This is a genomic window from Leptospiraceae bacterium (assembly GCA_025059995.1).
In the GTDB taxonomy this organism is placed as follows: domain Bacteria; phylum Spirochaetota; class Leptospiria; order Leptospirales; family Leptonemataceae; genus SKYB61.
The window spans coordinates 453123-476854 of the sequence record JANXCF010000001.1 but is presented as its reverse complement, the minus strand read 5'-3'; the positions used below and the strand labels follow the sequence as shown (position 1 = coordinate 476854).

Below are 23732 nucleotides of genomic sequence, written 5' to 3'. Positions count from 1 at the left end.
AATGGAAATCTACATCATAACAGCTTTTGTTATATACGTGCTTTACAACGAAATTCATAAGCGCATAATCAAAAATACTCAAAAAGAATTTACTATTCCCAAGACGTTATATGATAACTTAAAAGACACCATCCAGTATGTAAACTACACCTTGGAAGCTGTGAAGCAAAAACATGAAAATATTCATAAAGTTTATTTAAAAATTTTGGAAGTCAAACAAAAGATAGATGAATGGGAGCAACAAAATCAAAGTAAAAAAAGAAGAAAAAGGCAAGAAGTCCAAGAAGTCATAGAAGAAAAACCAATTAATCCAGAAAATCAACAAATACAAAATTTTTCATTTCATGAAGACACAAAACAAGAAGAAAACAAACAACAAGCGTTTTTCGAAAGACTCATAGAAGAATCCAACCAACAAGATAAAATTGATTTCTCATTTCGCAAAACTACCCAATTCTCTCATCAAAATCAGCAGGAAATGATGGAACTACGAAATTCGAAGAAAAGTCTATTCGAAAAGATAGGTGGCTTTGCCCGTAGAGTTTTAAACCTTCCTGAAATCCCTATACCATCACCTATACCATCAAAGGAAGAAATACAATCCAACAAACAGAATGAAATTTTAACAATCGAAGAATACGAAAAACGTCACCACATTCATAACATCACAAATATTCACCAAAAACAAAAAGAAATAAACCTTTCCAATTCTTTTGAACATGCCCAAATAAAAGAAATTACTCAAAGCGAAAAAAAGATTGTAAACCAACAACCAGAAACAAAAGACCCAAAAGAAATTATAATCTTAGAAGCAAAAAAATTATTTTCAGAAAAGAAACAAAAAGACGAGCAAATCAAATTCATAAAAAAATTATTAGAGATAGGCTTTCTTGAAGAAGAAATCCAAAAAATCACAAACTTTCCCATATCGGAAATTCAATTGATTTCTAAATTCAAAGAAAAAAACAGATGAAAATGCAAGATTCTTTCTTCATTGAAATCCCTGACATGTCGGAAGAACAATTTCAAAAATTTTCTAAACTGATTTTAGAAGTTGCAGGGATTCATCTTAAAGAACATAAAATCACTCTACTTTCGAATCGAATCCGAAAGCGTCTTCGAGAGCTCAAAATATTTGATTATGATGAATATTACCAATACCTAACAAAAAGCGATAAATCTGCTAGTGAAATGATTCACTTTTTGGAGGTGATTACAACGAATGAGTCTTATTTTTGGAGGTCTATTCAAAATTTCGAAGCTTATAAGAAAATCATTTTACCTGATCTTTTAAAATTATATCACAACACAAAAATTAAAGTATGGTCGGCAGGTTGTTCTACGGGTGAGGAACCATATAACATCGTCATTGAGTCAATTGAAGCCATGAAGGAATTGGGTTTTTTTAATTTTGAAGTTTATGCAACGGATATTTCTCAAAAAGTCATAGAATTTGCCAAGCAAGGTTGTTATTCTGGAAGAAAAATAGAAAAAGTTCCTCCTCATATTCTGAAGCGATATTTTCGTCCTCATCCTGAGGATCCAGAGATACATTGCATTCGAGAGGACTTAAAAAGTAAAGTGATCTTTAAAGTCGAAAACTTGTTTCATTCCACCATCATGAATATTCACGTGATTTTCTGTAGAAACGTGATGATATATTTTCAAAAAAAAGAACAACAGATTTTAGCAAATGAATTCTATCAGCGATTGCTACCCAATGGGTATTTAATTATTGGACATGCAGAGAGTTTACAAATTTTAGAAACTCCTTTTAAAGTTATTCATACTGATTATGGAACTATTTACAAAAAAGAGGTTTGATTATGAAAAAAGAGATTTTGATTATTTCTTCTGTATCAGGTGGGGGAAAAACGACAATCATAAGAGAAATCTTAAAGCGACATCCTGAGAGATTTCACTTAGCCATTACAGCAACTACACGAAAACCAAGACACAAAGAAATTCATGGAAAAGATTATTATTTTATTTCTGAAGAGGAATTCCAAAATTACATCAAAGAAGAAAAGTTTATTGAATTTGCTAAAGTTCATCAAAATTATTATGGTGTTCCCATTTTTGAATTAGAAAATGCAAAAAAACAAAATCGTGTTTTGATTCTTAATATTGATTATCAAGGTATGAGGACTGTAAAGAAAAAGTTTTCTTCGAAGACTTTATCGATATTTCTCATGCCACCGAGTGAAGAGGTGTGGTTAAAACGTTTGCGTTCTCGGAATACGGAATCCGAAGAAGAAATCCAAATCCGCATACAAGAAGGAAAAAAAGAAATAGAAGCTGCAAAAGAATATGACTATATCGTCATCAATGATGATTTAGAAATTTGCCTTCAAGAAATCCAAAGCATTTTAAAAAAAGAATTCATTTTGAATGAATCGTAAAATCTATGTTTTCTTGGGACCAACAGGCGTAGGTAAAACTGATCTTATCTTCAAATTCCTAAACAACAAAGAAACGAAATTTGAAGTAATTTCTGTTGATTCTCGACAAGTATATCAGAGTCTTTCTATTGGAACGGCAGCACCCTCCAAAGAAGTCTTAGCAAAGATTCCTCATCATCTGGTTCAGATTTTATCACCCAGGAAAACATTTAGTGCGGGTGAGTTTGTCAAAAAAGCTCATGAATTGATACCACAAATCTGGATGAGAAATCGAATTCCTCTTCTTTGCGGTGGAACTGGATTTTATTTTAAAGCCCTTCGAACGGGTATGTTTCTTCTCGATGAAGACGAAGAAAAAAAAATCGAAATACGAAAATATTTAAGTAATTACACCCCTGAAGAAAAGCGAAATCTTTTACAAAAAATTGATCCAGAATCGTTTGTTTCTAATTCTGAGATACCTCGAGAAGGGAAAATCCATCAAAACGATGATTATCGAATCCAACGAAGTTTGGAATTGTATTTTCTAACAGGCATGACTCTTCAACAACATTACCAAAAAAGAAAAAGTCAATCCCATCAAAATCAATGGAAATTTGAAGGAATCATTTACTTCCCCGATACTTCAGAATGGCATCAAAGACTAAAACAAAGAGCAGAAAAAATGGTCAATGAAGGCTTCATAAAAGAAGCACTAGAACTCTTTGAGAACTTTCCAGAGGCTCCTGCCATCAATACTCCCGGCTACAAAGAAGCTTATGAGCTCTACAAAAAGTACTCTCATGAAATTAACGAGGAAAGATTTTATCCCATAATTCAAGAACTGATCTACCATGCCCACAAACGATATGGAAAAAAGCAAATCACATGGTTTCGAAAAGAAAATACATTAAAACACGTAAACTATGAACAAGCCATTGAATTCCTCAAGTATATTGAGCTGAATTCCTAAAAGAGAATTGACTACTACAAAACGATAAAAAATTCTTCAGTTTAAATCCAAACTCAAAAAAGGAATATTATGAGTGATAAAACAGAAAAAAACAACATACAAGACTACGTTTTAAACAAAGCAAAAGAAATAGGAGATGAGTTGACTTTTTATTTAATGAATGGTGTCCCCCTCAAAGGAAAAGTCATTAGTTTTGATAATTTTACATTAGTTATTGAAAGTGAAGGGAAAAAAAGCCTTTTGTACAAACACGCCATTTCCACTATTATCATACCTTCTTCTATCTCTGTAGAATAAAACATGTTGGATGAATTTTTTTAGACTAAGGATTTTTTGGCTTTTTTTGTTGGGATTAGCAATTTTTGTTGGACATCAAACCTTTATTAAAACGGGCTATGGACAGGCAATCTTGATTGAAGATACCATCTGGGGGATAGAACGTAAAATTATTCCACCAGAAAGTTTTTCATTTGTTTTTCGTAGGATCATTCCGAATCGAATCATCCTTCATCCCATTTACGTCAAATCTAAGGTTCTAGAGTTTCGTTTTGTTTATCCTTTACCGCCGAAAGAAATCTTAGGCTTGGATGATTCTTTTTCTGTTCAAATTGATTTGAATTACCTCTATGATTTGGATCCCAATAAACTTCCTGATTTGTTTGTAAAATTAGAAAACAAAGACTGGAATTCTTTAGACTCTTATTTAAAGATTCGCATTCAAGATTTATGGTTTCGCATCATGAAGGAAAATTTAGACATTGAAAGGAACATACCCAATGGAGAGAATATTATCGAATCCTTCGTCCATGAAAACTTATTAGAACTCCTTAATCGAGCATTTGAACAAGATGGGATTTACTTCAAAAAGGTCTTTATCCAAGACATTTACGTTCCTCGAATTGAAGAATACAACTTTATATTGCAACAGAGTAATCGTTATTTAGAGAAGAAATTAGAACGTAGTGCCATCATCGATGAAGCGAAAATCAAAAAGGAATCCCAAAGAATCCTATTCGAATTAGAGAAAGAAAAACTACAACAGATTGCAGAACTTATAAGAAAATATCCTGAGATCAAAGACTATCTAAAAATTGAAAGAATATCAAACCAAACTCAATTTGTGTTTCTTCCTTCTGATGGATTTTGGAATGAATCCACTACTACCTCAATCATGAGTGAAGTTATCACCAAAAAACAACAAGAAAAGCAACCTCCTAATACACCCAAAAAAGAACAGCAATTTATCGACAAAACACCACCATAACCCAAATTCAAGAGGTATACTATGAAGAAACATAACTCAAAATCTGAGTTGCCGATAGTTGTCATCATGGCAGGGGGAAAAGGAGAAAGGTTTTGGCCCAAATCCACGGAGTCCAAACCGAAACAATTACAAAAAATATACTCCCACAAAACCCTATTAGAAGAAACCTTACAAAGAGCTTACTCACTAACGGAAAAAGAACTTGTTTTTATTGGTTGTAATAAAGAACTCAAAAAAGCAATACAAAAAGAATTGGGGTTAAAAGATAAACAATTTATTGTAGAACCTTTTGGGAAAAACACAGCTCCCATTGTGGCATTATCTTCATTGATTTTAGAAGAAAAGTATCCTGATAGAGTGCATGTTGTTTTGAGTGCCGATCACTACATCTATCCTTTAAATGAATTCAAAAAAACCATCCAAAAAGCCATAGAACTTGCTAAACAAAATTATTTGGTAACCTGTGGAATAATTCCAACAAGACCCGAAATTGGCTATGGTTATATACAAAAAGGGAATTCCATACAGGAGCTTGGGTATTATGTAACGAAATTTCATGAAAAACCCGAAATCTCAAAAGCCTTAGAATACGTGAAAAAGGGATTTTATTGGAACTCAGGAATTTTCATTTGGAAGGGGAAAAAAATCATCGAAGCTTTTGAACAATATGCAGGAGAAATCCTTCAACCAATACGAGAAGGATACAAATCAGCATCGAAATTACAAAAGGCTTTTGAGTCAATACCGGAATTACCAATTGACATAGCTATCATGGAAAAAGCCAAAGATGTGGCAGTAGTAGAGTCAAGTTTTGTTTGGGATGATGTTGGTTCTTGGCTTTCTTTAGAACGCATCTATCAAAATGACAAAGACAAAACAGACGATAAACAAAATATTCTTTTACTGCCAAAAAAAGCACATCACCTCATGTTTGATTCTCATAATAACATCGTTTCTGTGGAAACACCTAAGTTCATAGCTTTCTTGGGTATGGAAAATGTAGTGATTGTAGAGACAGAAAAGGTTCTTTTCGTAGCCAAAAAGGATCGTTTGTCAGATATCAAAAACTTGATAAAAGAGATAAAACAAAATCCTACTTTACATCCTTTTATAAAATGAATTTTTGGACTTTAATAATTAGGAGCTGAAGATGCCATCGGGTAAGAAAAGAAAAAGGAGAAAAATTCGAACCCACAAAAGAAAGAAAAAGCGCCGTCAAAATCGCCACAAGAAGAAATTGAGATAATCTTTTAAAAAAATCCCCATCATGATGTTGATCGCAAAAGAAAAGACAAATCTTGATAACAATAGACTTGAAGTTTTACAAATCAAACTTTTAAAAATAACAACTTTTCTAAACTTTCTGTTTTCTGTTAATTATCGCTGGTTCTTTTTGAGTTTTTTGATTTTGATTTCTTGTTCTCAACCTCAAAAGAAAGAAGAATTTCCTACCATAGCATTAGTCCAAAAAAAAGAAATTGCTGATATAGTAGTTGATCCCTACTGGGAAAATCTAAAGAACTTCTTGATTTCGAAAACAGAGATTTTAGATGAATCACTCCAAACCTACACACAAAAAGATTGGTACAAAGAGTATCAACGAAATCTTCAGTTTTACGTAAAAACCCTAAGATCAAGAGAAACCCTTATCCGAACATGGCATGAAGTTCATCTCAAAAAAACCAAAGAAATCCCTAATGCCTTCTATTTATTAAGTGGGTCCGACGTTTTTCATTTGGTGATTTTTTATCCTGAGGCTGAGAATTATATTTTTGTTTCTTTAGAAAATCCCGGTCTTTTACAAAGACAATATTCAGAAAAAGATTTAAAATATGGGATATTTTCCCTTCAACAAATTTTAGCCAACCTAACCCAAGCAGGGTATTTATATTCAAGAGTGATGAAGGAATACTTGGAGAATCAAAAAAATATTTCTTTTTCTGGGACCCTTCCTATATTTCTTTTTTTTATTGGCTACTTCGATTGGAAAATCCAAGATGTAAAATCACAATGCTTAAAATTCTCGATGAATCAATGTGAAACTCCTATGATTGTGTATCATACTTTTGATTCTCAATCTCGAAGAAGAACTTTGTATTATATTTCTCAAAAACTAAAGCCAGAAGATTTTCAGATGGATTCGGAAATTTCTAAGTTTTTTCTGTCGTTTCCTGAAAGGGGGCTATTCCTTAAATCAGCTGTGTATTTGTTTCACTTTCCTTCGTATCGTAAAGTGAATTTTTATTTGCGTGAAACTTTCTCTATGATCATTCAAGATGATTCTGGCATTCCCTATGAGTATATTAAAAATTTTTACACTAACATCTATTTGTTCGGGCAATACAAAGAACCTACAAATTTGAAAGGAACAATAAATCCATTTCAAAATGATTTGTATCAAGATTATCAAAAAACTCCAATCAAGCAACTTCCTTTTGATTTTGGATATACACAAAGAAAAGTCAGTCGAATGTCCAATCTCATTTACGCATATCGATGATGTTTTATTTAATGAATTTTAGCTGCTTAAAATAAGCAAAAAAATTTTCAATATCTCGTCATTCTTTATAAAGTTTGTATAATCTCATATAGACACCAGGATTATCTTGGATATATTCCATCATATCTTTACGAGAAATTGCATAAAGATCACAAGCTTCTTCAGAAACGAAATCGAAATTTGATGGTAGTTCCTGTAAGAAATTAAAAATTTCACCACAGAAATCCCCAATTCCTAATTTCATTTTTTCTTTTCCGTCTTCATCGATAACTTTTACTATCCCTTTCTTTATGATGTAAACATGCTCAAATACTTGTCCTCTTCGTATGAGGTATTGCCCAGGAAGACTTTGTTTTTCTTCTAATATGAATTCTAAGAGGGTCTTTTGAGAAGATGTCAAATGCTTAAATACATTACTTTTCATCAGAACTTCCCAGCTCCCAGTTGCTCGGGTTTTGTTTAGTTTTTGGAATTTTTCTTCTAAACCACTATCACGAATGAAAGATAAGAATTTGTCTTTTGTGATTTTTAGAGCAATTACATCACTTTCTGCAACCACATCTGCACTACGTTTTTGATTCAAAACTAATGCTGCTTCTCCAAAGTATTCATAAGTTCCATAAACTTTCTCGAACTTTTTATTTCCATCATCAACGGGACTTTGATCTATACCTTCAACTTTCACAAACCCCGAAAGAATGATAAAGAATTCATTCCCTTCACTACCCTTTTCAATTATTTTTTGACCCCTTTCGAATTTTACTTTTTCAACAATTGTCAAAAATTCTCTCGCTTTTATAAGGGGGAAATTTTTAAAGATGGAAATATTGGTTAACGCATCCAAAATCTGTAAAGTTTCTTGATATTTATGAGGTGAGATTTCAATAACATGAGTATTGGTGATACCTTGTTGTGCATATCTTAGATGGGTATTCATAGGAAAATCTTTTTTTGCTATGTGATAAACAGTTATTTTTTTCTGGATTTCTGGTGGTAAGCTATTCAAAAAATCTATTCTTGTATGTAAGGGGGGAATACCAGCTTCGTGATAGATGATGTCTGTTTCCCAGGGAAATTTTTTTAACTCTTCGCAACGTCCAGGTGTTAGGATACCTTCATCTCTTAGTTTGTCGTACACTTCGGGGTAGGTATTCAAATGATCTGAGGTGTAGTAAAAAGTCTTTCCCTGAAATTCAAAACCAAAACCCAAAGAGGGGATAGAATGGAAGGCATATTTAAAGTAAAACAAGGCATCATGTATGTTATAGGTTTTTCCAATAATCACAGGAACAAAGTTAAATAGCTCAAGAAGTTTACTTGTTTCAATGTTAGTCAAGGCAGAATATTTTCTTAAAAATGAATCCAAGATAGTTGAGGTTGTATAGATTGTGATTTTTCCTTCTTCTAAGATTTTCTGAAAAGTTCCCGCGTCGTGATCTGCATGACAATGAGTTAGAATAATGGTATCAATCAGTTTTGGGTTTACATTGGATTTTCGAAGCCACTCAGTAGAATTAACTGGTGGATCTACCATTATGCCTTTGTGGTTTAGCCAGATGATAAAACCTGAGGTATTCGCTTCAGGATCAAAACCATGACTAGGACCAAGACAAGTGATACCAAAGATGGGAGGTTCATAAGGACCTTCCGACGGCGTTCCTACATCATATAATATTGAGTAAGTTATCTTTTTTGGAACTTCCGTGTCTTCACCCCATTCTTTATCACTTATAAGAAAATAGTCCTGTTCTAATTTGATATAGACTTTATTTAATCGAACCGTATAGTTGTTTTCTTTTTTAAAGACTAAAAATTTCACTAAATCTTCGAATTTTCTATTCCCACGAAAGTAATCTATTTCTGCCTTGAGGTTGGGGAAAAACTTATTATTTGCACCATCAATGTACTCAGCTTCAATATTGAGTTTCTCTGGTCCGAATAAAGACTCAGAAAGGGCAATTTTGAGTCGTCTGCATTGATCCGCAGTTCCAATGATATAGGTCTTTTTTTGTCGAAGGAAATGATTGTAATAAATAGGGAATTCTAATTCCGCAAGGGAAATTCCTTTTTCAACATGAAACATTTGATCTGCTATGACGAAAATTTGAGGTGTCCCCAGAGGAAGCATCATGGTATCTTTAATAGTTTCGGGTGGTATCCCAATTTGAATGTATCCGACAGATGTTTGGACAAGATATCCACCTCTTGGCAATTCTATACGTAAGGCTTTTTCCAAACCGCTTTTTGCATCTTTTATCTTTGTTTGAATATCTTTTAGAGTTTCAATCTCTGCCATAATTATAAGCACATTAAAAAAGAATTTATTAAAGAATCAAATATTTTTTGTTGAAGTTTTTAAACATCATCAATTTATTTTAAATATGACAAGATTCCCATTTTCAGGAATATTTTTCTTAGTCATTATGAGTTTTTCTTCTTGTGCATCTGAAAATCAAAGCTTCCCTTTGGTTCAAGCAATTGTATTTCCTTCCAACGATCATACGCATGAAGTGTTGATTACCAAAGAAGAACTTCTACAAGGGAAAAGAAGCTTCGAGACAAGTGAAACCTTTGGGCATAGACATCAAGTAGATTTGAAAGAACTTGATGTAATACTACTACTGCGAGGACTTCAAGTGGAAGTTGAAACTAACGAGGTTCTCAACCACAAACATAAACTCGAATTAAGATTGTTTGATTTTTAGAAGTACAGCGCTTCCTTATGAAGCGCTATTGGTGAGTTATACGTGCCTAAGTAAAATTCTTTTTATTTGTTCCTTAGGAAGAGCTCCTATGATGCGATCAACTAGCCTTCCGTCTTTGTATATAACTATCGTTGGGATTGCAGTAATTCCCAAACTTTGAGCCACATAAGGATTTTCATCAACATTGATTTTTTTGAATTGCATATTTGTTAGTTCTCGAGATAATTCTTCTAAGATAGGAGAGACAATCCTACAAGGTCCACACCATTCAGCCCAAAAATCCACAATCACAATCCCATTAGATGTCTCTTGAGTGAAGTTATTATCCGTGATTTCTTTTACTGCCATACTTTACCTCAACATAAACAAAAAGAAGTGATATTTATTCATTTAAATTTAATTTGAGTTTAAAGCAATTACTTTTTTTTCTCTTTTGTTTTCTTATCTTTCTGTAAGATAGATTCAATTTTCTCTATTGTGGATTCGAGTGCATATCCTGTTCGTTGTTCTTCTGCTTTGTCGCCGATAAAATTATAAATTTTCTTAAGAAGTTCCAAGATTTTTCTTAAATTTTGTAAGGAGTCCAAATCTTGAGCAACAAGCTCATATTTCGATCGGTATTCAAAAGCAGATTTTTGCAAAACATCAATTAAAAGTTCCATGTGAGAATGAATAGCATCATGATAGGGAACATCGGGATTTTTTGCTCTTTCATATAGTTTGAAGTCCAAAAATTTAAAAATTACCAATGACAATTTCTGATAAATTTCCGGAAATGACCAACGGTATTTTCCATTCAACTCTAATTCATAAATCTTGTTAGTAATTTCATAAAGAGCTTTGAGGAAATGATATCTTTGCAGAGGATTCATTTCAGAAATTTTTTGTAAAAATTCTTGATTATCAGTAAACCCTGAATCAAAATCAATGTCTTTTTCAGCAAGAAAATCCATTAAAATCCCATAGATTTCCTTTCTCGCATTTGAAATATAATCATCCCCACGTATGTTTTGAATGACTTGTGATAGAATTGATATTTCTGCATTGATGGAAGCTTTTTGGATACCCAAGACTGCTATTTTGATTTTTATATAAGGATCCAACTCAGCATTTTTTTTCAACATCGATTGCAGCATCTTCTTTTCTTTGTCTATCTCTGAAATCTTCTCTTTGTATTTCTTTGAGCTTTCTTTAAACTCTTCTTTGTCTTTTTTCAAGATAGCCATAATACAAAGTATTTGGTCTAATATGAAAAAGAAACTTTTTTTAGTTCTTGATAGTTATAAAAAAAAAAATATCATGGTTGTTATGAAAACTTTGTTATTTATCGGAAGTATAGGTGGCACTGAACTAATCATCATACTAATTATTGTTCTACTTATCTTTGGCGGTAGAAAAATCCCCCAATTAGCAAGAGACATCGGATTAGGTATCAAAGAATTCCGAAAAAGTATCAGTAGTACCGAAGAACCCAACAACTCTCCCCAACAACTCACTTACGAAGAAGAACCACAAACTCCTAAAGCAAAAAAAACCGTTCAACGCAAGAAAAAAGCGTAATTTCACTGAAACCTCAAGATGAGATCCAATGAATAAAAAATCAAAAAGAAAAGTTGTCAAAACTCAAAAAGCAACAAAGGTAATACCCGAAGAAAAGGACCAAGAATCTCAAGACGAAGAAGAAATCCTTGATCCCCGAGAGAAATACATGACGATCGGGGATCACTTAGAAGAACTACGAAAACGGATTTTTGCTATCATTGGGGTTTGGTTAGCGGCATCTATCTTTGTTGGTATTTTTAGTCCTTATATTCATTCTATTTTGGTTCAACCTTATAGAGAATATTCGAATGAACCCCTTATCTTAGGAACCGTCTATGGTCCACTGGAAATTTATTTTAAATTGTCTTTGATTTTGGGTTTTATCATTGCCCTTCCCATTAGTCTCGCAATCATGTGGGGTTTTATTACACCTGCTGTTTCACAAAGAGCTGCAACCATCGGTTATACGGTTGTGATTTCTTCGGCTTTTCTTTTTTGGTTGGGGGTTTGGTTTGCCTGGAAGTACTTATTCCCGTTGAGCCTTAGGATGATGTTCCAACTTTTTCTTCCCGCAGAGACGGTACCTCAAACCTCAATTGAAAAATACTATAGTTTTTTGTTTTTTCTGTTAATTGGGACTGGTGCTACTTTTCAACTCCCCTTAGTTGTGATTCTTTTGGGTTTTCTGGAGATTTTAACTTTGGAATGGCATAAAAAGGCTTGGAAATTTATTGTGGTTTCCATCTTTTTCTTCTCAGCATTCATCACACCGCCGGATCCTTTCAGTATGTTTGTGATGGCTTTCCCTTTGCTTCTTCTTTATGGGGTGTCGGTAGGGATTGTCTGGCTCTTTGAGCTACGAAGAAAACGATACTAAAACAAACTACTTTGCGTTGATTCCTGTAATTTCGTTTAACGTGGTATTTTCTTTTTCAAGAAAGTTGTCTAAAAAGCTCAAGATTTTTTTTGGGAGAAAAGGTCCTCGATAGACCAAGCCCGTATAGATTTGAATCAAGCTTGCTCCCGCCATGATTTTTTCTAAAGCATCCTTTCCATCAAAAATACCCCCAACTCCAATAATGGGAATCTTCCCAGAAGTAAACTTATAGGCTTTTTTGATCATGTCTGTAGCGATAATTTTTAATGGCAGTCCCGAAATCCCTCCCTCCTCGTGAATCTGATATTGATTGAATTTTCTCGTTGTTGTGTTTGTAAGTATGATACCATCAACTCCTGCATCAAGATACACTTCCAATAAAGAAAAAAACATTTTATTATCAAGATCGGGCGATAGCTTGATCAAAATAGGAACTTGTTTTTGGGTTTTCGACTTGTCTTTTAGCAACTTAACGAAATCCAGTAATTCTTTGGATTGTTGAAGGTCTCTTAGTTGTGGCGTGTTTGGAGAACTAACGTTGATAGCAATATAATCGGCAAAAGGGTGAAGTTTTTCAAATGCCAAAAGGTAATCTTCCATCGCCCTTTCATTGGGAGTGGTTTTGTTTTTTCCGATGCTTATTCCTCGAGGGATGGTTTTTCGTTGGAGCTGAAAAGTTCTGCTTGCTGCATCAACACCAGGATTATTAAATCCCATGCGATTTACAATCGCACCATACTTGGGATAACGAAACAATCTCGGCTTGGGATTTCCTTCTTGAGGAAGGGGGGTAAAAGTTCCACATTCAATAAAACCAAATCCCAGATAAGATAGAACCTCGTAAAGTTCTCCTGTTTTATCAAAACCGCCAGCTAATCCCAAAGGATTAGGAAACTCCATACCCCAAACAGTTCTTTTTAGATTTTCCGAAGAATGTCGAAACAAAAACGAAAATTTTTGTGTTACATTTTTTTGTTTCTTCAAGATTGAAACAACATAATCGTGAGCTTGTTCTGGATCTTTTTGAAAAAGTAGTTGTCTAACCAAAAAATACATGAATTCCTTACCATCTTTTTTTTCTTTCTTTGATAGCAAAATCCTATTTTTTGTTCACATGGAAATTGTTTTGTATGAGCCAAAGATACCTCAAAATACAGGAAATATCATTCGTCTTTGTGCTTGTACAAATGCCAGTCTAAGCATCGTAGGAAAACCAGCGTTTTCAATGGATGATGCTTCATTGCGTAGGGCTGGATTGGACTACTACAAAGAAGTTTCCATCACAATGTATGAAGACTGGTTCCACTTCGAAGAGTACTTAAAACAAAATCAAAAGTCCCTCAAGGATATAGCTTTTTTATCACGTTTTGGAAAAAGAGTCTATACAGATTTCTCTTACAAAGAAGATCAAATTTTTGTTTTTGGAAGTGAAACCGAAGGACTGCCTGAATTCTTACACAAAAAAATCAGAGAGGAATGCCCTGAAAACCTACTTCGGATTCCGGTTTCGAAGCGATGCCGTTCGTTAAATTTAGCAAACGCAGTTTCTATCTTGATTTATGAGGCCCATCGCCAAAATCAATTCAAAAACTTAGTTCTAACGTTGGACGAAATCACATTAAGTTAATCTTTACTTGAATAACTCCTTCTTTTTTTTACTCATAATCTATGGCAATGGCAAAAAATGAAATCTTTGTAGTCAAAGGTGGAAATCCTATCTCAGGGATCTTCAAACCGCAAGGAAACAAAAACGAAGCTCTGCCCATCTTAGCCGCATCCATTTTGACGAATGAACCCGTCTATATTGAAAACCTGCCTGACATAGAAGATGTTCGTCAAATGATAGCCATCTTGCGAAATATTGGTTTAGAAGTTTCATTCTTAGATCCTGAAGATACATCAAAAGTAATGATAAGAGCTGATGGAAACATCAAAAGCGAAATCCCCAAAGATTTGAGTTCTTTACTCAGAGGTTCCGTGACCTTAGCTGGACCACTTCTTGCTCGAAACAGAGAAGTGTTTTTACCCAGACCCGGAGGTGACCGTATCGGAAGAAGACGTCTTGATACCCACATCTTAGCTTTTCGTGCCTTGGGTGCTGAAGTAAAGATCTTTCCCGATGGCTTCGAAATCAAAGCCGAAAAATTACGCGGAGCTGACATTCTACTGGATGAAGCTTCCGTCACAGCAACAGAAAATGCTATATGTGCAGCAGTATTTGCGGAAGGAGAAACCATTATACGAAACGCAGCATCCGAACCTCACGTACAAAACCTATGCCACTTTTTGAATTCAATGGGAGCGAAGATTGAAGGAATAGGATCCAACATCCTCAAAATTACAGGAGTATCAAAACTAAGGGGAACGCACCATAAGATCGGACCCGATTATTTGGAAGTGGGAAGTCTGATCTCACTTGCGGCGGTTACCAAAGGAGAACTCATCATTGAAGACCCAGACTTAGCTAACTTACGAATGATTCGCATGATGTTTTCTCGCTTAGGTATCTTGACCCGTTCGGAAAAACGTCAAAACCAGGAGATTTTGATTGTGCCTCCTGATCAAACATTGAAGATTGAAATGGACATTGGTGGTGCCATCCCCAAAATAGAGTCAGCACCATGGCCAGGATTTCCTGCTGATATGACTTCTGTGGCGTTGGTTACTGCTACCCAGTGCGAAGGAACGATTTTGATTCACGAAAAACTCTTTGAATCCCGGCTTTTCTTTACTGACAGGTTGATTTCCATGGGAGCAAGGATTGTGTTGTGCGATCCACATCGAGCAGTCGTGATTGGACCTACTCCCCTGCAAGGAAGTATTGTATCATCCCCAGATATTCGAGCTGGCATGGCTATGCTGATTGCTACTTTATGTGCTGATGGAGAATCCATCATTCAAAATGTTCACCAGATTGATCGAGGTTTCAGTCGAATCGAAAAACGCCTCCAAGCCTTAGGAGCCAAAATCCAACGAAAAGAAATCTAATTACGATTGTTTATAACTCGTTGTTCTCCGATTTCTATTTTATCTAAAACAATCACATTTCATCCTTCACTTCGACAAAGCAAGTTTATATGCTTGTAGGTAGTATTTAATTAAATTACTCCAATCGAAAATGCTACTAACACTTTCTACTTTGTTGCGAAGTTCTATTCGTTCGCGTCTACTCATCGAAATCACAGAATAGATTTTGTCAGCTAACAAATGAACGCTATCCCAATAAGAAAGACTTTTTCTTGGCAAGATAAAAATCCCATACTCATCATGATTGGGTAGTTGTTCCTGCAAAAACGAAGAAAAGCCAGTCCAATCGGATGAAATAGAAGGAATCCCTGCGGCAGTGCATTCCATCGGTGTATATCCCCAAGGTTCATAATAACTTGGAAACACTCCTAAATGAGTTCCTCGGATAAAATCCATATAATCAATTTTGATGATGGATCCAAATTCAGAGATAAAATCAGGATGATATACTACCTTCACTGCTAATTCTTTTTGATTGAATAATTGATTTTTGTAAATGTAATTGAGGATGATATCGTTTGGATGCACCATTTCGTGTGTTACAACTGAAGGAAGTCCTTTTCTTTTCCATGAGTAATAAATTCTTTTGAGATAAACTAATTCTGACTCCGTGAGTAGTTGTTGGGGTTGTATGTTAGGAGCTTCCACAAGTTGCTGTAGAAGTCTTTGAGGAATATTTTGAGAGATTCTCATTGTGGCATTTTGTAGTTCTTCGAAGATAAACCGATTCTGTAAAACTTCATAGCGATAACCCAAGGTCGCAGCCTTGGTAATAATGAAAGCAACCACTGTAACAGACAATTGATTCTTTTGAATTTTCTCATTGAGAATCGGTAGAGCATCAATGAACATGTCAATTCCTTTGTTGCGAAACTCATAGCGACCAGAAATAAAGATATAAAGGGTTTTATCCAAATCAAACGTGTAGTAAGGAAAGAAATAACCAGTTATGAAATCATGAATCTTGGCTTTGAACAAGCCATGTAAATTCTGGTGTTCATGGGCAACGACAAACTTTTGGATGTTTAAACCATTGGGAGTTACTAAATGGACACTTTTATGGAGTAAGTATTTTGTTTCTTCTGCTGTGATATCGCTTACTGTGGTAAAAACATCCGCACCATAAGCCGAAGCTCTCTCTATCAAATATTGGGAAAAGATATTTAGTCTTCGAGCTTCTTCGTAAGGATCAATATACTTCATGTATTCGTAAATATTATCTACAGTAGGGGCAATGTATCTTGCTAATAGGGTTGCATGGGTTGTAAAAACGATTTTAGTTTTAACTTGCCTTTTCCTTAAAATAGGGATTGTTGAACCTACATTCCATTCATGAAAATGAGTAATCAATTGAAGAGAATTCCCTTCTTCATTTATGACGTTAGCAAACATTTCTATTAAGGTTGCAACTTGGTATCCAAACAAAACAGAATCATTCACCCACATTTCATCAGGAGTTTCGATACCATGATCGACCCAAAAGTAATATTTGTATTCTTGGATGCGATGAAACTGGGAAAGATAATCAATCAATATCACATTTGGACTACCTGTAATCAACCACTTACCGAAACGAGCTCGGAATCCAAGCGACCAATATTTCTCCAAAGCCTTTTGATAAACTCCATAAGGTGCCATTTCTTCGAATTCCAAATTGGATTGTTCAAAAAAATCGGGACCGATCAAACAATAATTGGTTCCAAATAGTTGCTTCATCACAGGAGCTTTTGTTCGAATGACCCGATAAATACCACCAATTTGTCGACAAACTTCCCAACTGACTTCAAAAAGCAAAATCGATGACAAATCCATGGTAGTGAAAATTCTATGTATTTGATAGTTTTCAATTCAAATAGAAAAAATAAAATTTACTTTATTTGTTTTCAACTCCGAAGAAATGATCATGAGGAAATTTTTATTTTTGACGTTTGCGAATTTTATTTTTCTTTCTACACTCTTATGTTATGAGTCCAAAGATCGAAGAGTCACATTAGCCGATAGAAACGGGATTGTTGAGATTGCCAAATCATATATTGGCACACCTTACAAAGAAGGTGGAGATACGCCAAAAGGTTTTGACTGCTCAGGCTTTACTATGTTTGTTTATCGAAAAGCTGGATATAAAATACCTCGAACTACCAAAGATCAATATCTACAACTTGAACCCGTAAAAAAACCAAAAATTGGGGATCTAGTATTTTTTAAGTTGGAATCAAACAGTGTGAGTCATGTAGGTATTTACATCGGAAATTTTCAGTTCATTCATGCACCCAGCACAGGGAAAAGCGTAGAAATTTCGGACTTACGCAATCCTTACTGGAGGAAACGTTATGTGGGTTCTCGAAGTTATTTTTTTGGATCACACAGACTAAATCAAAATCTATTTACTACCTCAATGATTTCATTATACTCAGCTGAGGTCATATAAGGAAACAACGGAAGATTCACCACCGACGAACAAACGCGCTTGGCGTTATCACCCCCGACCTTATATCGAAGATAACCCTGAGCTCCTTTTTGAACAGAAATAGGATCAGGATAGACGGTTCCAAATCCAATCTGGTGTTTTTTTAAGTGCTCTAAAAAAGCATTTCGTTTTTTGGGATCCATCAAGATAACATTGAGATAGCCATTTTCTTCTATGCGAATGGAGGTGGCACTTTCTTTCCAAAGAACTCCCTGGGAAGACACTAAACCAGGAGTTGTATGCACCTCAAACTTCTCCGCAAGGTCTCGGCGATAACTATCGGCTATGAGACGACGAGACTGAATACGTTCCCCCAGGTAAGGAAAATTGACATTCAGATAAGCTGCTTGCAGGTTTCCTAAGCGGGAATTCCAACCTACATACTGATGGGAATAATGAAATTCTCTTCCATGATTTCCTAAAGATCGAACTTTTTGAGCAATTTCAGGATTTTGTGTTAAAACAGCACCTGCATCGCCGGCAGCACCAAAAACCTTTGCGGGATAAAAACTGACTGTGGCAACCAATGCATTCTTATAAATTGACTCTCCATTGACTTTGACACGATAAGATTGAGCACCATCTTCAATCAAAAAGACATTTTTTTCTTTTGCGTATTTTCGAAATGACTCCAAGTATTGAGAGGTCCAGCCATACAAATGAACTAAAATTGCTGCTTTGGGCTGAAACTTTTCCACTGCTTCTTGAAACAAAAAAAAATCCATTTGTAAATCTTCTAAACTGATGTCCACTGTGATGGGTTCAGCTCCCACATTAATTATGGCTTCGAATGTTGCCCAAAACGTCAAGTCAGGAAGCAACACTTTGTCTCCACTGCCTACTCCCACAGCTCGCAAAGCAAGTTGAATGGCATCTGTTCCATTCGCACATCCGATAGCATACGCCACTTGATTATCTTTCTTGAGGGTTTCCTCAAAAATCTCGACTTCTTTTCCACCAATGAATTGGGTATTGGCTACTAAACTTTGAATTTTTTGACTAAAAATCTCAGGGATGGAATCTTCGAAACGCTTAAGGTCAATAAACGGCACAGGCATTAAAGCCAAAATCAAAGAACATCATTCCACTACAAGAAAAAAAGAACAAAACGTAATCGGAAAACCAAAGAAATAAGCAAACTAACTAAGCTACCCAAAAGAAAAAAGTAAACTTTCCTGCAAAAATTTTGGATGTCTTTATCGAAGAACTGATAATTTTTTGATACTAAGTTCCAAAAAAAGCTTCATTCAAAAAAAAGAAATATCGCCAGCTCTTGCTAGCGAATTTCTAAAGATGAATTAGAATGTAACATCGACTGATTTTGAGGTGGTTTTTTTATCAGTGGAATCACGTAAAGAAACACTCTCTAAAGTGAATGTTAGGGTTTAGTCAGCACAGCTTGTGGCACCTTTGGATACTATACGAAAACATAAACATCACAGATGCTGATATGTTAATAGCAGTAGATAAAGTTGATAATCGACATGCTGCATCAATCGGACGTTGATCCAGATATAAGTTTATTTTTGCATATACATCAAAACTTGATTATTCATTTTGATTTAGTTTTCAATGATTACTCTTACGGAAGATTAATTTCTTGGGCTTGGGAAACTCACGCTTACTTCTTTTTTGGTATGCTTTACGTCAGGGGGGTTTATTGATGTTAGTGTAGATACACTTTCGAGGGTGAAACTCAGTTTGACGGTTTTACTCACGCATGGGGTGTCTTTGAATTTCATGAGAGGTTGATAACCTACACTTAGATTATCCCTTGTGGTGTCATACTCACAAATGGAATATGTCAAACGTAATTTGCAATCTGAGTCATTTGTGTCCAAAAAGTATTTACATTTCGTCCATGAGCCTAAATTTTTGAAAGTGGCGCAAGAAAAAGTTTCTCTATCTAATTTTGGAACATCACATGTGACATCGGTTAACTCATAGTGGATATATTTTTGATTCTCTTGTAGGGTAGAAAGCAAAAGAAGTAAATACAACTGAAAATCCCTATTAGCCTCCTCTAACATTGAGTCCATCTTCTTGATATCATTATGAACACAGCTCAAAATGAAAAGGGAAAGAACAAGGAAGAATAACTTACGGAATAACTTCATTTCTTCCTCCCAAATAATTTTTTTCTGCACAAAAATACCAAAGAGCTGTGTATTTCAATGATTTTTTGGGATTTTCAGTAATTCTAATTAGCACAAAAGGTCTAGGATCATTTAACTTTTGTCTACTGAATATGTTAAAGTACTAATCACAAGAGGTCAATATGTTTGAGTTTGATATTCAAAAAATAAAGAAAGCTCATCTTATTCGAAAAATAGAGAAGGCTTATCTTAGCTTAATTCACGTCTTAAACGATCCAACTGGGAAAGCTAAAATCACGTTAAGAATACTTCTTACTCAAATTGATAAAAGTAAATTTGTTGAAATCACACCAAGAGATTTCCAAAACCTAACAGATTTGATTTCGAAGAATCTTATAAAGGACTATGTGATTATGCTTATAGATGAAATCGATCTACTTAACGTAGAGCAATTAAGCACAATCGCATATATTGCAGACTCTGATTATGTCAAAATAGGATATCGTAAGATCAATTTGACTGCAAAAATCATATGGGGTGTGACAAGTCCGAATTTTGACCGTTCCACAAGTTTGCTCTGCAAACCGGAATTCAAGGATTATTTTGTTGTATTGGACTACAAAGAATAACAGGCATCACCTTCAGAACAAGACATTTTGGAAGTATTCAACTTAATCAGGTATAGAAGATCTCAATGCACACATCAAATCAAGCTCAAATCAAAAGGTGAACTCTGGGGACGGTAGTTATCGCCAAGGAGGTAGAAAGTTGTTTCCACCATTTCGTTTTTGACACGGGAACTTCAAAGCCAAAAGGTTTTTGCTCCCAAGTTTTTTGTTTTTATTCAATAATCATCGGCTGTTTGTTTTGAGATGATTTTTTTGGGTCATGTTGTTTCGGCTTGAGCTATCAGCTCTAAAAATACTTGGCGCCAGTTCTTTTTTACATGCAATCTTCGTAAATTTCCAAAATGACCTATGAGATTTCTATGAATGAAGATGATATCTTTGGGGAAGACAAAGTCTCTTACGTCTTCCCAGCTTTCATGGGTGATCTCTAAAAGCCGTTGATAAACCTTTGAGTCCTCTCCAAAGTAGGTTTCTTTATTGGGGAAAACTTCTTGGATGATGACCAAATGGGGTCTTAGGAATCTTTCTGGGAGAGGTTTTTCTCCTTTTGTCTTGATTCCAGCATTGTATAGTATTTCTCCTATTTTGTCCCACTCATCCATGAGAACACAAACAGCTGTTTCTTTATAAGCTTTTGCTAAATAAGACGGAACTTTTTTGATGCAACCAAAATCATATACGACGACCGTGCCATCTTCTCGAAAACCAAAATTTGCAGCGTTCGGATCTACGTGAAGAAGTTCATACTTAAAAAATCCCCATATGATAAACTTCAGCAAAGCAATGATCCATTTTTCTTGAAGATGAGGATACTTTTTTGTTTCACTCCATGAGAATGATTCTTCGAAACCTAATGTTAAAACCTCTTTGGTTGAGTATTCTTCAAAATACCTTGGATAAACCAAATTTTCAATATGAACCTTTTGATGGAAAAGTTTTAAGTTTTCTAATTCTTTGGAATAATCGACTTCTTCCATCAAGCGTTCTTTGATTTCTTCCCATGGTTCCTCAAAAGGAAGTTCTAAGGCTTTGAAGAGTGGAGATAAAATCAATTTGATTGTAGCTAGGTCAGTTTTGATTGATTTTCTGATCCCTGGATACTGAATTTTGAGTATGACATCTTCTCCAGTTTTTAATTTTCCTTTGTGAACTTGACCAATCGATGCCGAAGCAAAAGGCCTTTTTTCAATAAACGTAAAATCGCTTAACTTTTCTTTTAGTTCTTTTTGAAGCACTTGTTCTATCACACTAAAAGAAACTGGGGGAGTATCTTTCTGTAAAATCCGCAATATTTCGATGATTTCTGGAGGTAATAAATCTTCATGAAGACTCAACATCTGTCCCACTTTCATGGGAGCCCCTTTCAATCGAGAAAGATTATCTACTACTTTTATCACCTGATTAAGATCAAGGTTTTTGAAGTTATTATTAAGATTTTTCAATAAAGTAAATCCTACTCTGCCAGTTGTTTCTCCCAAACGAAAAAGTCTTGATAATGTCCCTGATATGAAATTATTATCATTCATAAAACTTTTGCATTTTAGATTACAAAATAATGAAAAAAAACCCTTTATGTCAAACTATTTTAATTCACTATCCTACAACAAGAACGCATTAGAAGACATGATACGCAATCAAATTGTCTATCGAGGCATTACAAACAGTCGGATTTTGGATGCAATAAGAAAATTCCCAAGAGAATTTTTTGTCCGAGAAAAAGACAAAAATTATGCCTATACTGACGGACCTTTGAACATAGGATATAATCAAACCATATCACAACCCTACGTAGTTGCGTTAATGACAGAATTATTGGAATTAACAGGAGAAGAAAAAGTTCTCGAGATTGGCACGGGAAGTGGCTACCAAACAGCGTTACTTTCAGATTTAGCCAAAGAAGTTTATACAATTGAAATCCATCCGAATCTATTAGAATTTGCCAAAAATAACTTAAAGCGTTTTCAAGTCAAAAACGTTCATTTTTTTTGCAAAAATGGATGGGAAGGTTTAGAAGAACATGCCCCTTTTGATCGGATTATTTCAACAGCAGCTCCTAAAAAAATCCCCGAACACTGGAAAAGACAATTAAAAGTTTCTGGAATCATGGTTGTACCAGTTGGAATTGTATATCAAGACTTACTCAAAATAAAAAAAACCTCAAAAACAAGCTTCATTGAGGAAAAAATCATCTCTGTCAGATTTGTTCCTCTTTTGAAAGAAGAAGAATGATTCCTGTATATCCATATAAAACCATCCCATACGATAGTTATCTGCGTTTATCCCACTACTTTCGGAAGAAACGCAAGGAAAACCTTATGTTTTGTGATCACTATCCTGTGATTACTGCTGGAATGCAATTCCAACCTAAAAGTTTGAAGGTATCAGAAGAATGGCTGAAGCTCCATCAAATTGATTTTTTTCATGTAAAACGTGGTGGAGATGTAACGGCTCATGAACTAGGACAAATCATCATCTATCCTCACATAGACCTAAGAAAACGAAAGATTCTACTACAGAATTTCATCGATATGATAGTTTCGATCACAAAGCAAACCGTAAAAGAAATATTTCAAATAGAACTCGAGTATAAAAAAGACATGCCAGGTTTTTATTTTGATGATCAAAAAGTGATTTCCATGGGATTGGAAATCCGAGCTGGTTTTTCTTCTTCTGGTTTAGCGATAAACTATAAAAATGACTTAAAGACCTTTCGTTTCATTCATCCCTGTGGTTACGAAAACCTAAAAATGACTACCATCGAACAAATCTTAGAAAATCAAAAAAAAATTACCAATCAGGAAAAAAAAGAGTTGTATTTAGAAGCAAAAAAAATCGATTTTTGCAAAAGATGGGAAGAATTATTTTGCTCTTATTTGGACTGACTTTGCTTGGATATTGCACCACAACAAAAGTTAAAACAGAGTTTAATTTCAAATTCCAGTGGCCAGATGAATTTAAACGCACGGGCTTAATCACAAGCTCAACTTATCAAGTATACTTTTACGTGAGAGGTGAAACCTACGCTCAAGCATTAGCAATCGCAAAGAGAGAAGCAGTGCCTCTTGCCTTGGGATATATCTTGATGGAACCATTCATCACCATTCGCATTACAGCCCAAGGGAAAGCCAAAATCCGAAATATCATTCAATCAAAAGGAAGGATTGTCTTTTTTAAAAAGATTCCCAATAATTCCGATCATTATGAAGTTGTTTTCCATGTCACAGATTTTGATTTATTTAATAAGTTGAAATCCATCAAGTAGCGTAAAATA

At 34.7% G+C, this 23732-nt stretch carries 27 protein-coding genes; 19 read left to right on the top strand and 8 right to left on the bottom strand.

Going from position 1 to position 23732, the window contains the following annotated elements; genetic code table 11:
- Window position 1: 1 nt before the first annotated feature.
- From NZ853_02235 to NZ853_02200, 8 genes are all read left to right on the top strand, one after another.
- Complete coding sequence (locus NZ853_02235) at window positions 2-973, top strand: hypothetical protein (protein MCS7204496.1); 972 nt, start codon at window positions 2-4, stop codon at window positions 971-973.
- Window positions 974-975: 2 nt separating this feature from the next.
- Complete coding sequence (locus NZ853_02230; GenBank protein MCS7204495.1) at window positions 976-1824, top strand: protein-glutamate O-methyltransferase CheR; 849 nt, start codon at window positions 976-978, stop codon at window positions 1822-1824.
- A 2-nt stretch (window positions 1825-1826) separates the two neighbouring features.
- On the top strand, window positions 1827-2402 hold the full coding sequence (gene gmk, locus NZ853_02225) for a guanylate kinase (GenBank protein MCS7204494.1): 576 nt from the start codon (window positions 1827-1829) through the stop codon (window positions 2400-2402).
- Window positions 2392-3354, top strand: coding sequence for a tRNA (adenosine(37)-N6)-dimethylallyltransferase MiaA (gene miaA / locus NZ853_02220; protein ID MCS7204493.1), 963 nt, complete (start codon window positions 2392-2394; stop codon window positions 3352-3354). Before gmk ends, miaA begins: the two co-directional genes overlap by 11 nt.
- A 69-nt stretch (window positions 3355-3423) precedes the next feature.
- Window positions 3424-3651 (top strand): RNA chaperone Hfq, encoded by a 228-nt coding sequence (gene hfq, locus NZ853_02215; GenBank protein MCS7204492.1) that lies wholly within the window; start codon window positions 3424-3426, stop codon window positions 3649-3651.
- Window positions 3652-3661: 10 nt separating this feature from the next.
- Window positions 3662-4618, top strand: a complete 957-nt coding sequence (locus tag NZ853_02210; protein MCS7204491.1) for a hypothetical protein — start codon at window positions 3662-3664, stop codon at window positions 4616-4618.
- Between the two features lie 21 nt (window positions 4619-4639).
- Window positions 4640-5737: a sugar phosphate nucleotidyltransferase gene (locus NZ853_02205; GenBank protein ID MCS7204490.1), complete on the top strand. Its 1098-nt coding sequence runs from the start codon at window positions 4640-4642 to the stop codon at window positions 5735-5737.
- A gap of 148 nt (window positions 5738-5885) precedes the next feature.
- On the top strand, window positions 5886-7118 hold the full coding sequence (locus NZ853_02200; GenBank protein ID MCS7204489.1) for a hypothetical protein: 1233 nt from the start codon (window positions 5886-5888) through the stop codon (window positions 7116-7118).
- Between the two features lie 58 nt (window positions 7119-7176).
- Here NZ853_02200 and NZ853_02195 read toward each other — a convergent pair whose 3' ends face one another.
- Entirely contained in the window at window positions 7177-9414 is a 2238-nt protein-coding gene (locus NZ853_02195) for a cAMP/cGMP-dependent 3',5'-cyclic-AMP/GMP phosphodiesterase (GenBank protein MCS7204488.1), read from the bottom strand.
- 127 nt (window positions 9415-9541) lie between these two features.
- Between NZ853_02195 and NZ853_02190 the strand changes: the two genes are divergently transcribed.
- Window positions 9542-9823, top strand: coding sequence for a hypothetical protein (locus tag NZ853_02190; GenBank protein MCS7204487.1), 282 nt, complete (start codon window positions 9542-9544; stop codon window positions 9821-9823).
- 36 nt (window positions 9824-9859) lie between these two features.
- Here NZ853_02190 and trxA read toward each other — a convergent pair whose 3' ends face one another.
- Together trxA and NZ853_02180 are read right to left on the bottom strand one after the other, a co-directional pair.
- Window positions 9860-10171, bottom strand: a complete 312-nt coding sequence (gene trxA, locus NZ853_02185) for a thioredoxin (protein ID MCS7204486.1) — start codon at window positions 10169-10171, stop codon at window positions 9860-9862.
- Window positions 10172-10239: 68 nt separating this feature from the next.
- Window positions 10240-11049 (bottom strand): hypothetical protein, encoded by an 810-nt coding sequence (locus NZ853_02180; protein MCS7204485.1) that lies wholly within the window; start codon window positions 11047-11049, stop codon window positions 10240-10242.
- 82 nt (window positions 11050-11131) lie between these two features.
- Here NZ853_02180 and NZ853_02175 point away from each other — a divergent pair, with 82 nt between their 5' ends.
- Complete coding sequence (locus NZ853_02175; GenBank protein ID MCS7204484.1) at window positions 11132-11383, top strand: twin-arginine translocase TatA/TatE family subunit; 252 nt, start codon at window positions 11132-11134, stop codon at window positions 11381-11383.
- A gap of 28 nt (window positions 11384-11411) precedes the next feature.
- Entirely contained in the window at window positions 11412-12242 is an 831-nt protein-coding gene (gene tatC / locus NZ853_02170) for a twin-arginine translocase subunit TatC (GenBank protein MCS7204483.1), read from the top strand.
- A gap of 6 nt (window positions 12243-12248) precedes the next feature.
- Here the strand turns inward: tatC and NZ853_02165 are convergent, their stop codons facing one another.
- Window positions 12249-13298 (bottom strand): quinone-dependent dihydroorotate dehydrogenase, encoded by a 1050-nt coding sequence (locus tag NZ853_02165; protein ID MCS7204482.1) that lies wholly within the window; start codon window positions 13296-13298, stop codon window positions 12249-12251.
- On the opposite strand from NZ853_02165, the gene NZ853_02160 reads away from it, so the two are divergent.
- Both NZ853_02160 and murA read left to right on the top strand, forming a co-directional pair.
- On the top strand, window positions 13297-13869 hold the full coding sequence (locus NZ853_02160) for a tRNA (cytidine(34)-2'-O)-methyltransferase (protein ID MCS7204481.1): 573 nt from the start codon (window positions 13297-13299) through the stop codon (window positions 13867-13869). The genes NZ853_02165 and NZ853_02160 overlap by 2 nt on opposite strands.
- A 47-nt stretch (window positions 13870-13916) precedes the next feature.
- Window positions 13917-15230 carry a UDP-N-acetylglucosamine 1-carboxyvinyltransferase gene (gene murA / locus NZ853_02155; protein MCS7204480.1) on the top strand — a complete coding sequence of 438 codons (1314 nt, stop codon included), beginning with the start codon at window positions 13917-13919 and terminating at the stop codon, window positions 15228-15230.
- Window positions 15231-15296: 66 nt separating this feature from the next.
- On the opposite strand, the gene NZ853_02150 is transcribed toward murA, so the two are convergent.
- Entirely contained in the window at window positions 15297-17081 is a 1785-nt protein-coding gene (locus NZ853_02150; GenBank protein ID MCS7204479.1) for a hypothetical protein, read from the bottom strand.
- Between the two features lie 91 nt (window positions 17082-17172).
- Between NZ853_02150 and NZ853_02145 the strand changes: the two genes are divergently transcribed.
- Complete coding sequence (locus tag NZ853_02145; protein ID MCS7204478.1) at window positions 17173-17697, top strand: C40 family peptidase; 525 nt, start codon at window positions 17173-17175, stop codon at window positions 17695-17697.
- On the opposite strand, the gene NZ853_02140 is transcribed toward NZ853_02145, so the two are convergent.
- Entirely contained in the window at window positions 17643-18794 is a 1152-nt protein-coding gene (locus NZ853_02140) for a DegT/DnrJ/EryC1/StrS family aminotransferase (GenBank protein ID MCS7204477.1), read from the bottom strand. The genes NZ853_02145 and NZ853_02140 overlap by 55 nt on opposite strands.
- Before the next feature lie 317 nt (window positions 18795-19111).
- On the opposite strand from NZ853_02140, the gene NZ853_02135 reads away from it, so the two are divergent.
- Window positions 19112-19243, top strand: coding sequence for a hypothetical protein (locus NZ853_02135; GenBank protein ID MCS7204476.1), 132 nt, complete (start codon window positions 19112-19114; stop codon window positions 19241-19243).
- Window positions 19244-19328: 85 nt separating this feature from the next.
- Here NZ853_02135 and NZ853_02130 read toward each other — a convergent pair whose 3' ends face one another.
- On the bottom strand, window positions 19329-19853 hold the full coding sequence (locus NZ853_02130; protein MCS7204475.1) for a hypothetical protein: 525 nt from the start codon (window positions 19851-19853) through the stop codon (window positions 19329-19331).
- A 161-nt stretch (window positions 19854-20014) separates the two neighbouring features.
- Between NZ853_02130 and NZ853_02125 the strand changes: the two genes are divergently transcribed.
- Window positions 20015-20461 (top strand): hypothetical protein, encoded by a 447-nt coding sequence (locus NZ853_02125; GenBank protein ID MCS7204474.1) that lies wholly within the window; start codon window positions 20015-20017, stop codon window positions 20459-20461.
- Window positions 20462-20718: 257 nt separating this feature from the next.
- Here the strand turns inward: NZ853_02125 and NZ853_02120 are convergent, their stop codons facing one another.
- Complete coding sequence (locus NZ853_02120; protein MCS7204473.1) at window positions 20719-21987, bottom strand: AarF/UbiB family protein; 1269 nt, start codon at window positions 21985-21987, stop codon at window positions 20719-20721.
- 46 nt (window positions 21988-22033) lie between these two features.
- Between NZ853_02120 and NZ853_02115 the strand changes: the two genes are divergently transcribed.
- From NZ853_02115 to NZ853_02105, 3 genes are read left to right on the top strand one after another with little or no spacing between them, the layout of a single operon-like run.
- Entirely contained in the window at window positions 22034-22690 is a 657-nt protein-coding gene (locus NZ853_02115) for a protein-L-isoaspartate(D-aspartate) O-methyltransferase (GenBank protein MCS7204472.1), read from the top strand.
- Complete coding sequence (lipB, locus tag NZ853_02110) at window positions 22687-23343, top strand: lipoyl(octanoyl) transferase LipB (protein ID MCS7204471.1); 657 nt, start codon at window positions 22687-22689, stop codon at window positions 23341-23343. Before NZ853_02115 ends, lipB begins: the two co-directional genes overlap by 4 nt.
- Entirely contained in the window at window positions 23310-23723 is a 414-nt protein-coding gene (locus NZ853_02105) for a hypothetical protein (protein ID MCS7204470.1), read from the top strand. Before lipB ends, NZ853_02105 begins: the two co-directional genes overlap by 34 nt.
- Window positions 23724-23732 lie beyond the last annotated feature (9 nt).

What these genes read in the sequence shown, in the direction of transcription:
- NZ853_02125 (MCS7204474.1), top strand. Translation starts at nt 20,015, where the DNA reads ATGTTTGAGTTTGATATTCAAAAAATAAAGAAAGCTCATCTTATTCGA.
- miaA (MCS7204493.1), top strand. Translation starts at nt 2,392, where the DNA reads ATGAATCGTAAAATCTATGTTTTCTTGGGACCAACAGGCGTAGGTAAA.
- NZ853_02210 (MCS7204491.1), top strand. Translation starts at nt 3,662, where the DNA reads ATGAATTTTTTTAGACTAAGGATTTTTTGGCTTTTTTTGTTGGGATTA.
- NZ853_02230 (MCS7204495.1), top strand. Translation starts at nt 976, where the DNA reads ATGCAAGATTCTTTCTTCATTGAAATCCCTGACATGTCGGAAGAACAA.
- NZ853_02130 (MCS7204475.1), bottom strand. Translation starts at nt 19,853, where the DNA reads ATGAAGTTATTCCGTAAGTTATTCTTCCTTGTTCTTTCCCTTTTCATT.
- NZ853_02105 (MCS7204470.1), top strand. Translation starts at nt 23,310, where the DNA reads ATGGGAAGAATTATTTTGCTCTTATTTGGACTGACTTTGCTTGGATAT.
- NZ853_02195 (MCS7204488.1), bottom strand. Translation starts at nt 9,414, where the DNA reads ATGGCAGAGATTGAAACTCTAAAAGATATTCAAACAAAGATAAAAGAT.
- tatC (MCS7204483.1), top strand. Translation starts at nt 11,412, where the DNA reads ATGAATAAAAAATCAAAAAGAAAAGTTGTCAAAACTCAAAAAGCAACA.
- NZ853_02165 (MCS7204482.1), bottom strand. Translation starts at nt 13,298, where the DNA reads ATGTATTTTTTGGTTAGACAACTACTTTTTCAAAAAGATCCAGAACAA.
- murA (MCS7204480.1), top strand. Translation starts at nt 13,917, where the DNA reads ATGGCAAAAAATGAAATCTTTGTAGTCAAAGGTGGAAATCCTATCTCA.
- NZ853_02235 (MCS7204496.1), top strand. Translation starts at nt 2, where the DNA reads ATGGAAATCTACATCATAACAGCTTTTGTTATATACGTGCTTTACAAC.
- hfq (MCS7204492.1), top strand. Translation starts at nt 3,424, where the DNA reads ATGAGTGATAAAACAGAAAAAAACAACATACAAGACTACGTTTTAAAC.
- NZ853_02145 (MCS7204478.1), top strand. Translation starts at nt 17,173, where the DNA reads ATGAGGAAATTTTTATTTTTGACGTTTGCGAATTTTATTTTTCTTTCT.
- NZ853_02120 (MCS7204473.1), bottom strand. Translation starts at nt 21,987, where the DNA reads ATGAATGATAATAATTTCATATCAGGGACATTATCAAGACTTTTTCGT.
- NZ853_02140 (MCS7204477.1), bottom strand. Translation starts at nt 18,794, where the DNA reads ATGCCTGTGCCGTTTATTGACCTTAAGCGTTTCGAAGATTCCATCCCT.
- NZ853_02135 (MCS7204476.1), top strand. Translation starts at nt 19,112, where the DNA reads ATGTTAGGGTTTAGTCAGCACAGCTTGTGGCACCTTTGGATACTATAC.
- NZ853_02205 (MCS7204490.1), top strand. Translation starts at nt 4,640, where the DNA reads ATGAAGAAACATAACTCAAAATCTGAGTTGCCGATAGTTGTCATCATG.
- NZ853_02180 (MCS7204485.1), bottom strand. Translation starts at nt 11,049, where the DNA reads ATGGCTATCTTGAAAAAAGACAAAGAAGAGTTTAAAGAAAGCTCAAAG.
- NZ853_02175 (MCS7204484.1), top strand. Translation starts at nt 11,132, where the DNA reads ATGAAAACTTTGTTATTTATCGGAAGTATAGGTGGCACTGAACTAATC.
- gmk (MCS7204494.1), top strand. Translation starts at nt 1,827, where the DNA reads ATGAAAAAAGAGATTTTGATTATTTCTTCTGTATCAGGTGGGGGAAAA.
- lipB (MCS7204471.1), top strand. Translation starts at nt 22,687, where the DNA reads ATGATTCCTGTATATCCATATAAAACCATCCCATACGATAGTTATCTG.
- NZ853_02190 (MCS7204487.1), top strand. Translation starts at nt 9,542, where the DNA reads ATGAGTTTTTCTTCTTGTGCATCTGAAAATCAAAGCTTCCCTTTGGTT.
- NZ853_02160 (MCS7204481.1), top strand. Translation starts at nt 13,297, where the DNA reads ATGAATTCCTTACCATCTTTTTTTTCTTTCTTTGATAGCAAAATCCTA.
- NZ853_02115 (MCS7204472.1), top strand. Translation starts at nt 22,034, where the DNA reads ATGTCAAACTATTTTAATTCACTATCCTACAACAAGAACGCATTAGAA.
- NZ853_02200 (MCS7204489.1), top strand. Translation starts at nt 5,886, where the DNA reads ATGATGTTGATCGCAAAAGAAAAGACAAATCTTGATAACAATAGACTT.
- trxA (MCS7204486.1), bottom strand. Translation starts at nt 10,171, where the DNA reads ATGGCAGTAAAAGAAATCACGGATAATAACTTCACTCAAGAGACATCT.
- NZ853_02150 (MCS7204479.1), bottom strand. Translation starts at nt 17,081, where the DNA reads ATGGATTTGTCATCGATTTTGCTTTTTGAAGTCAGTTGGGAAGTTTGT.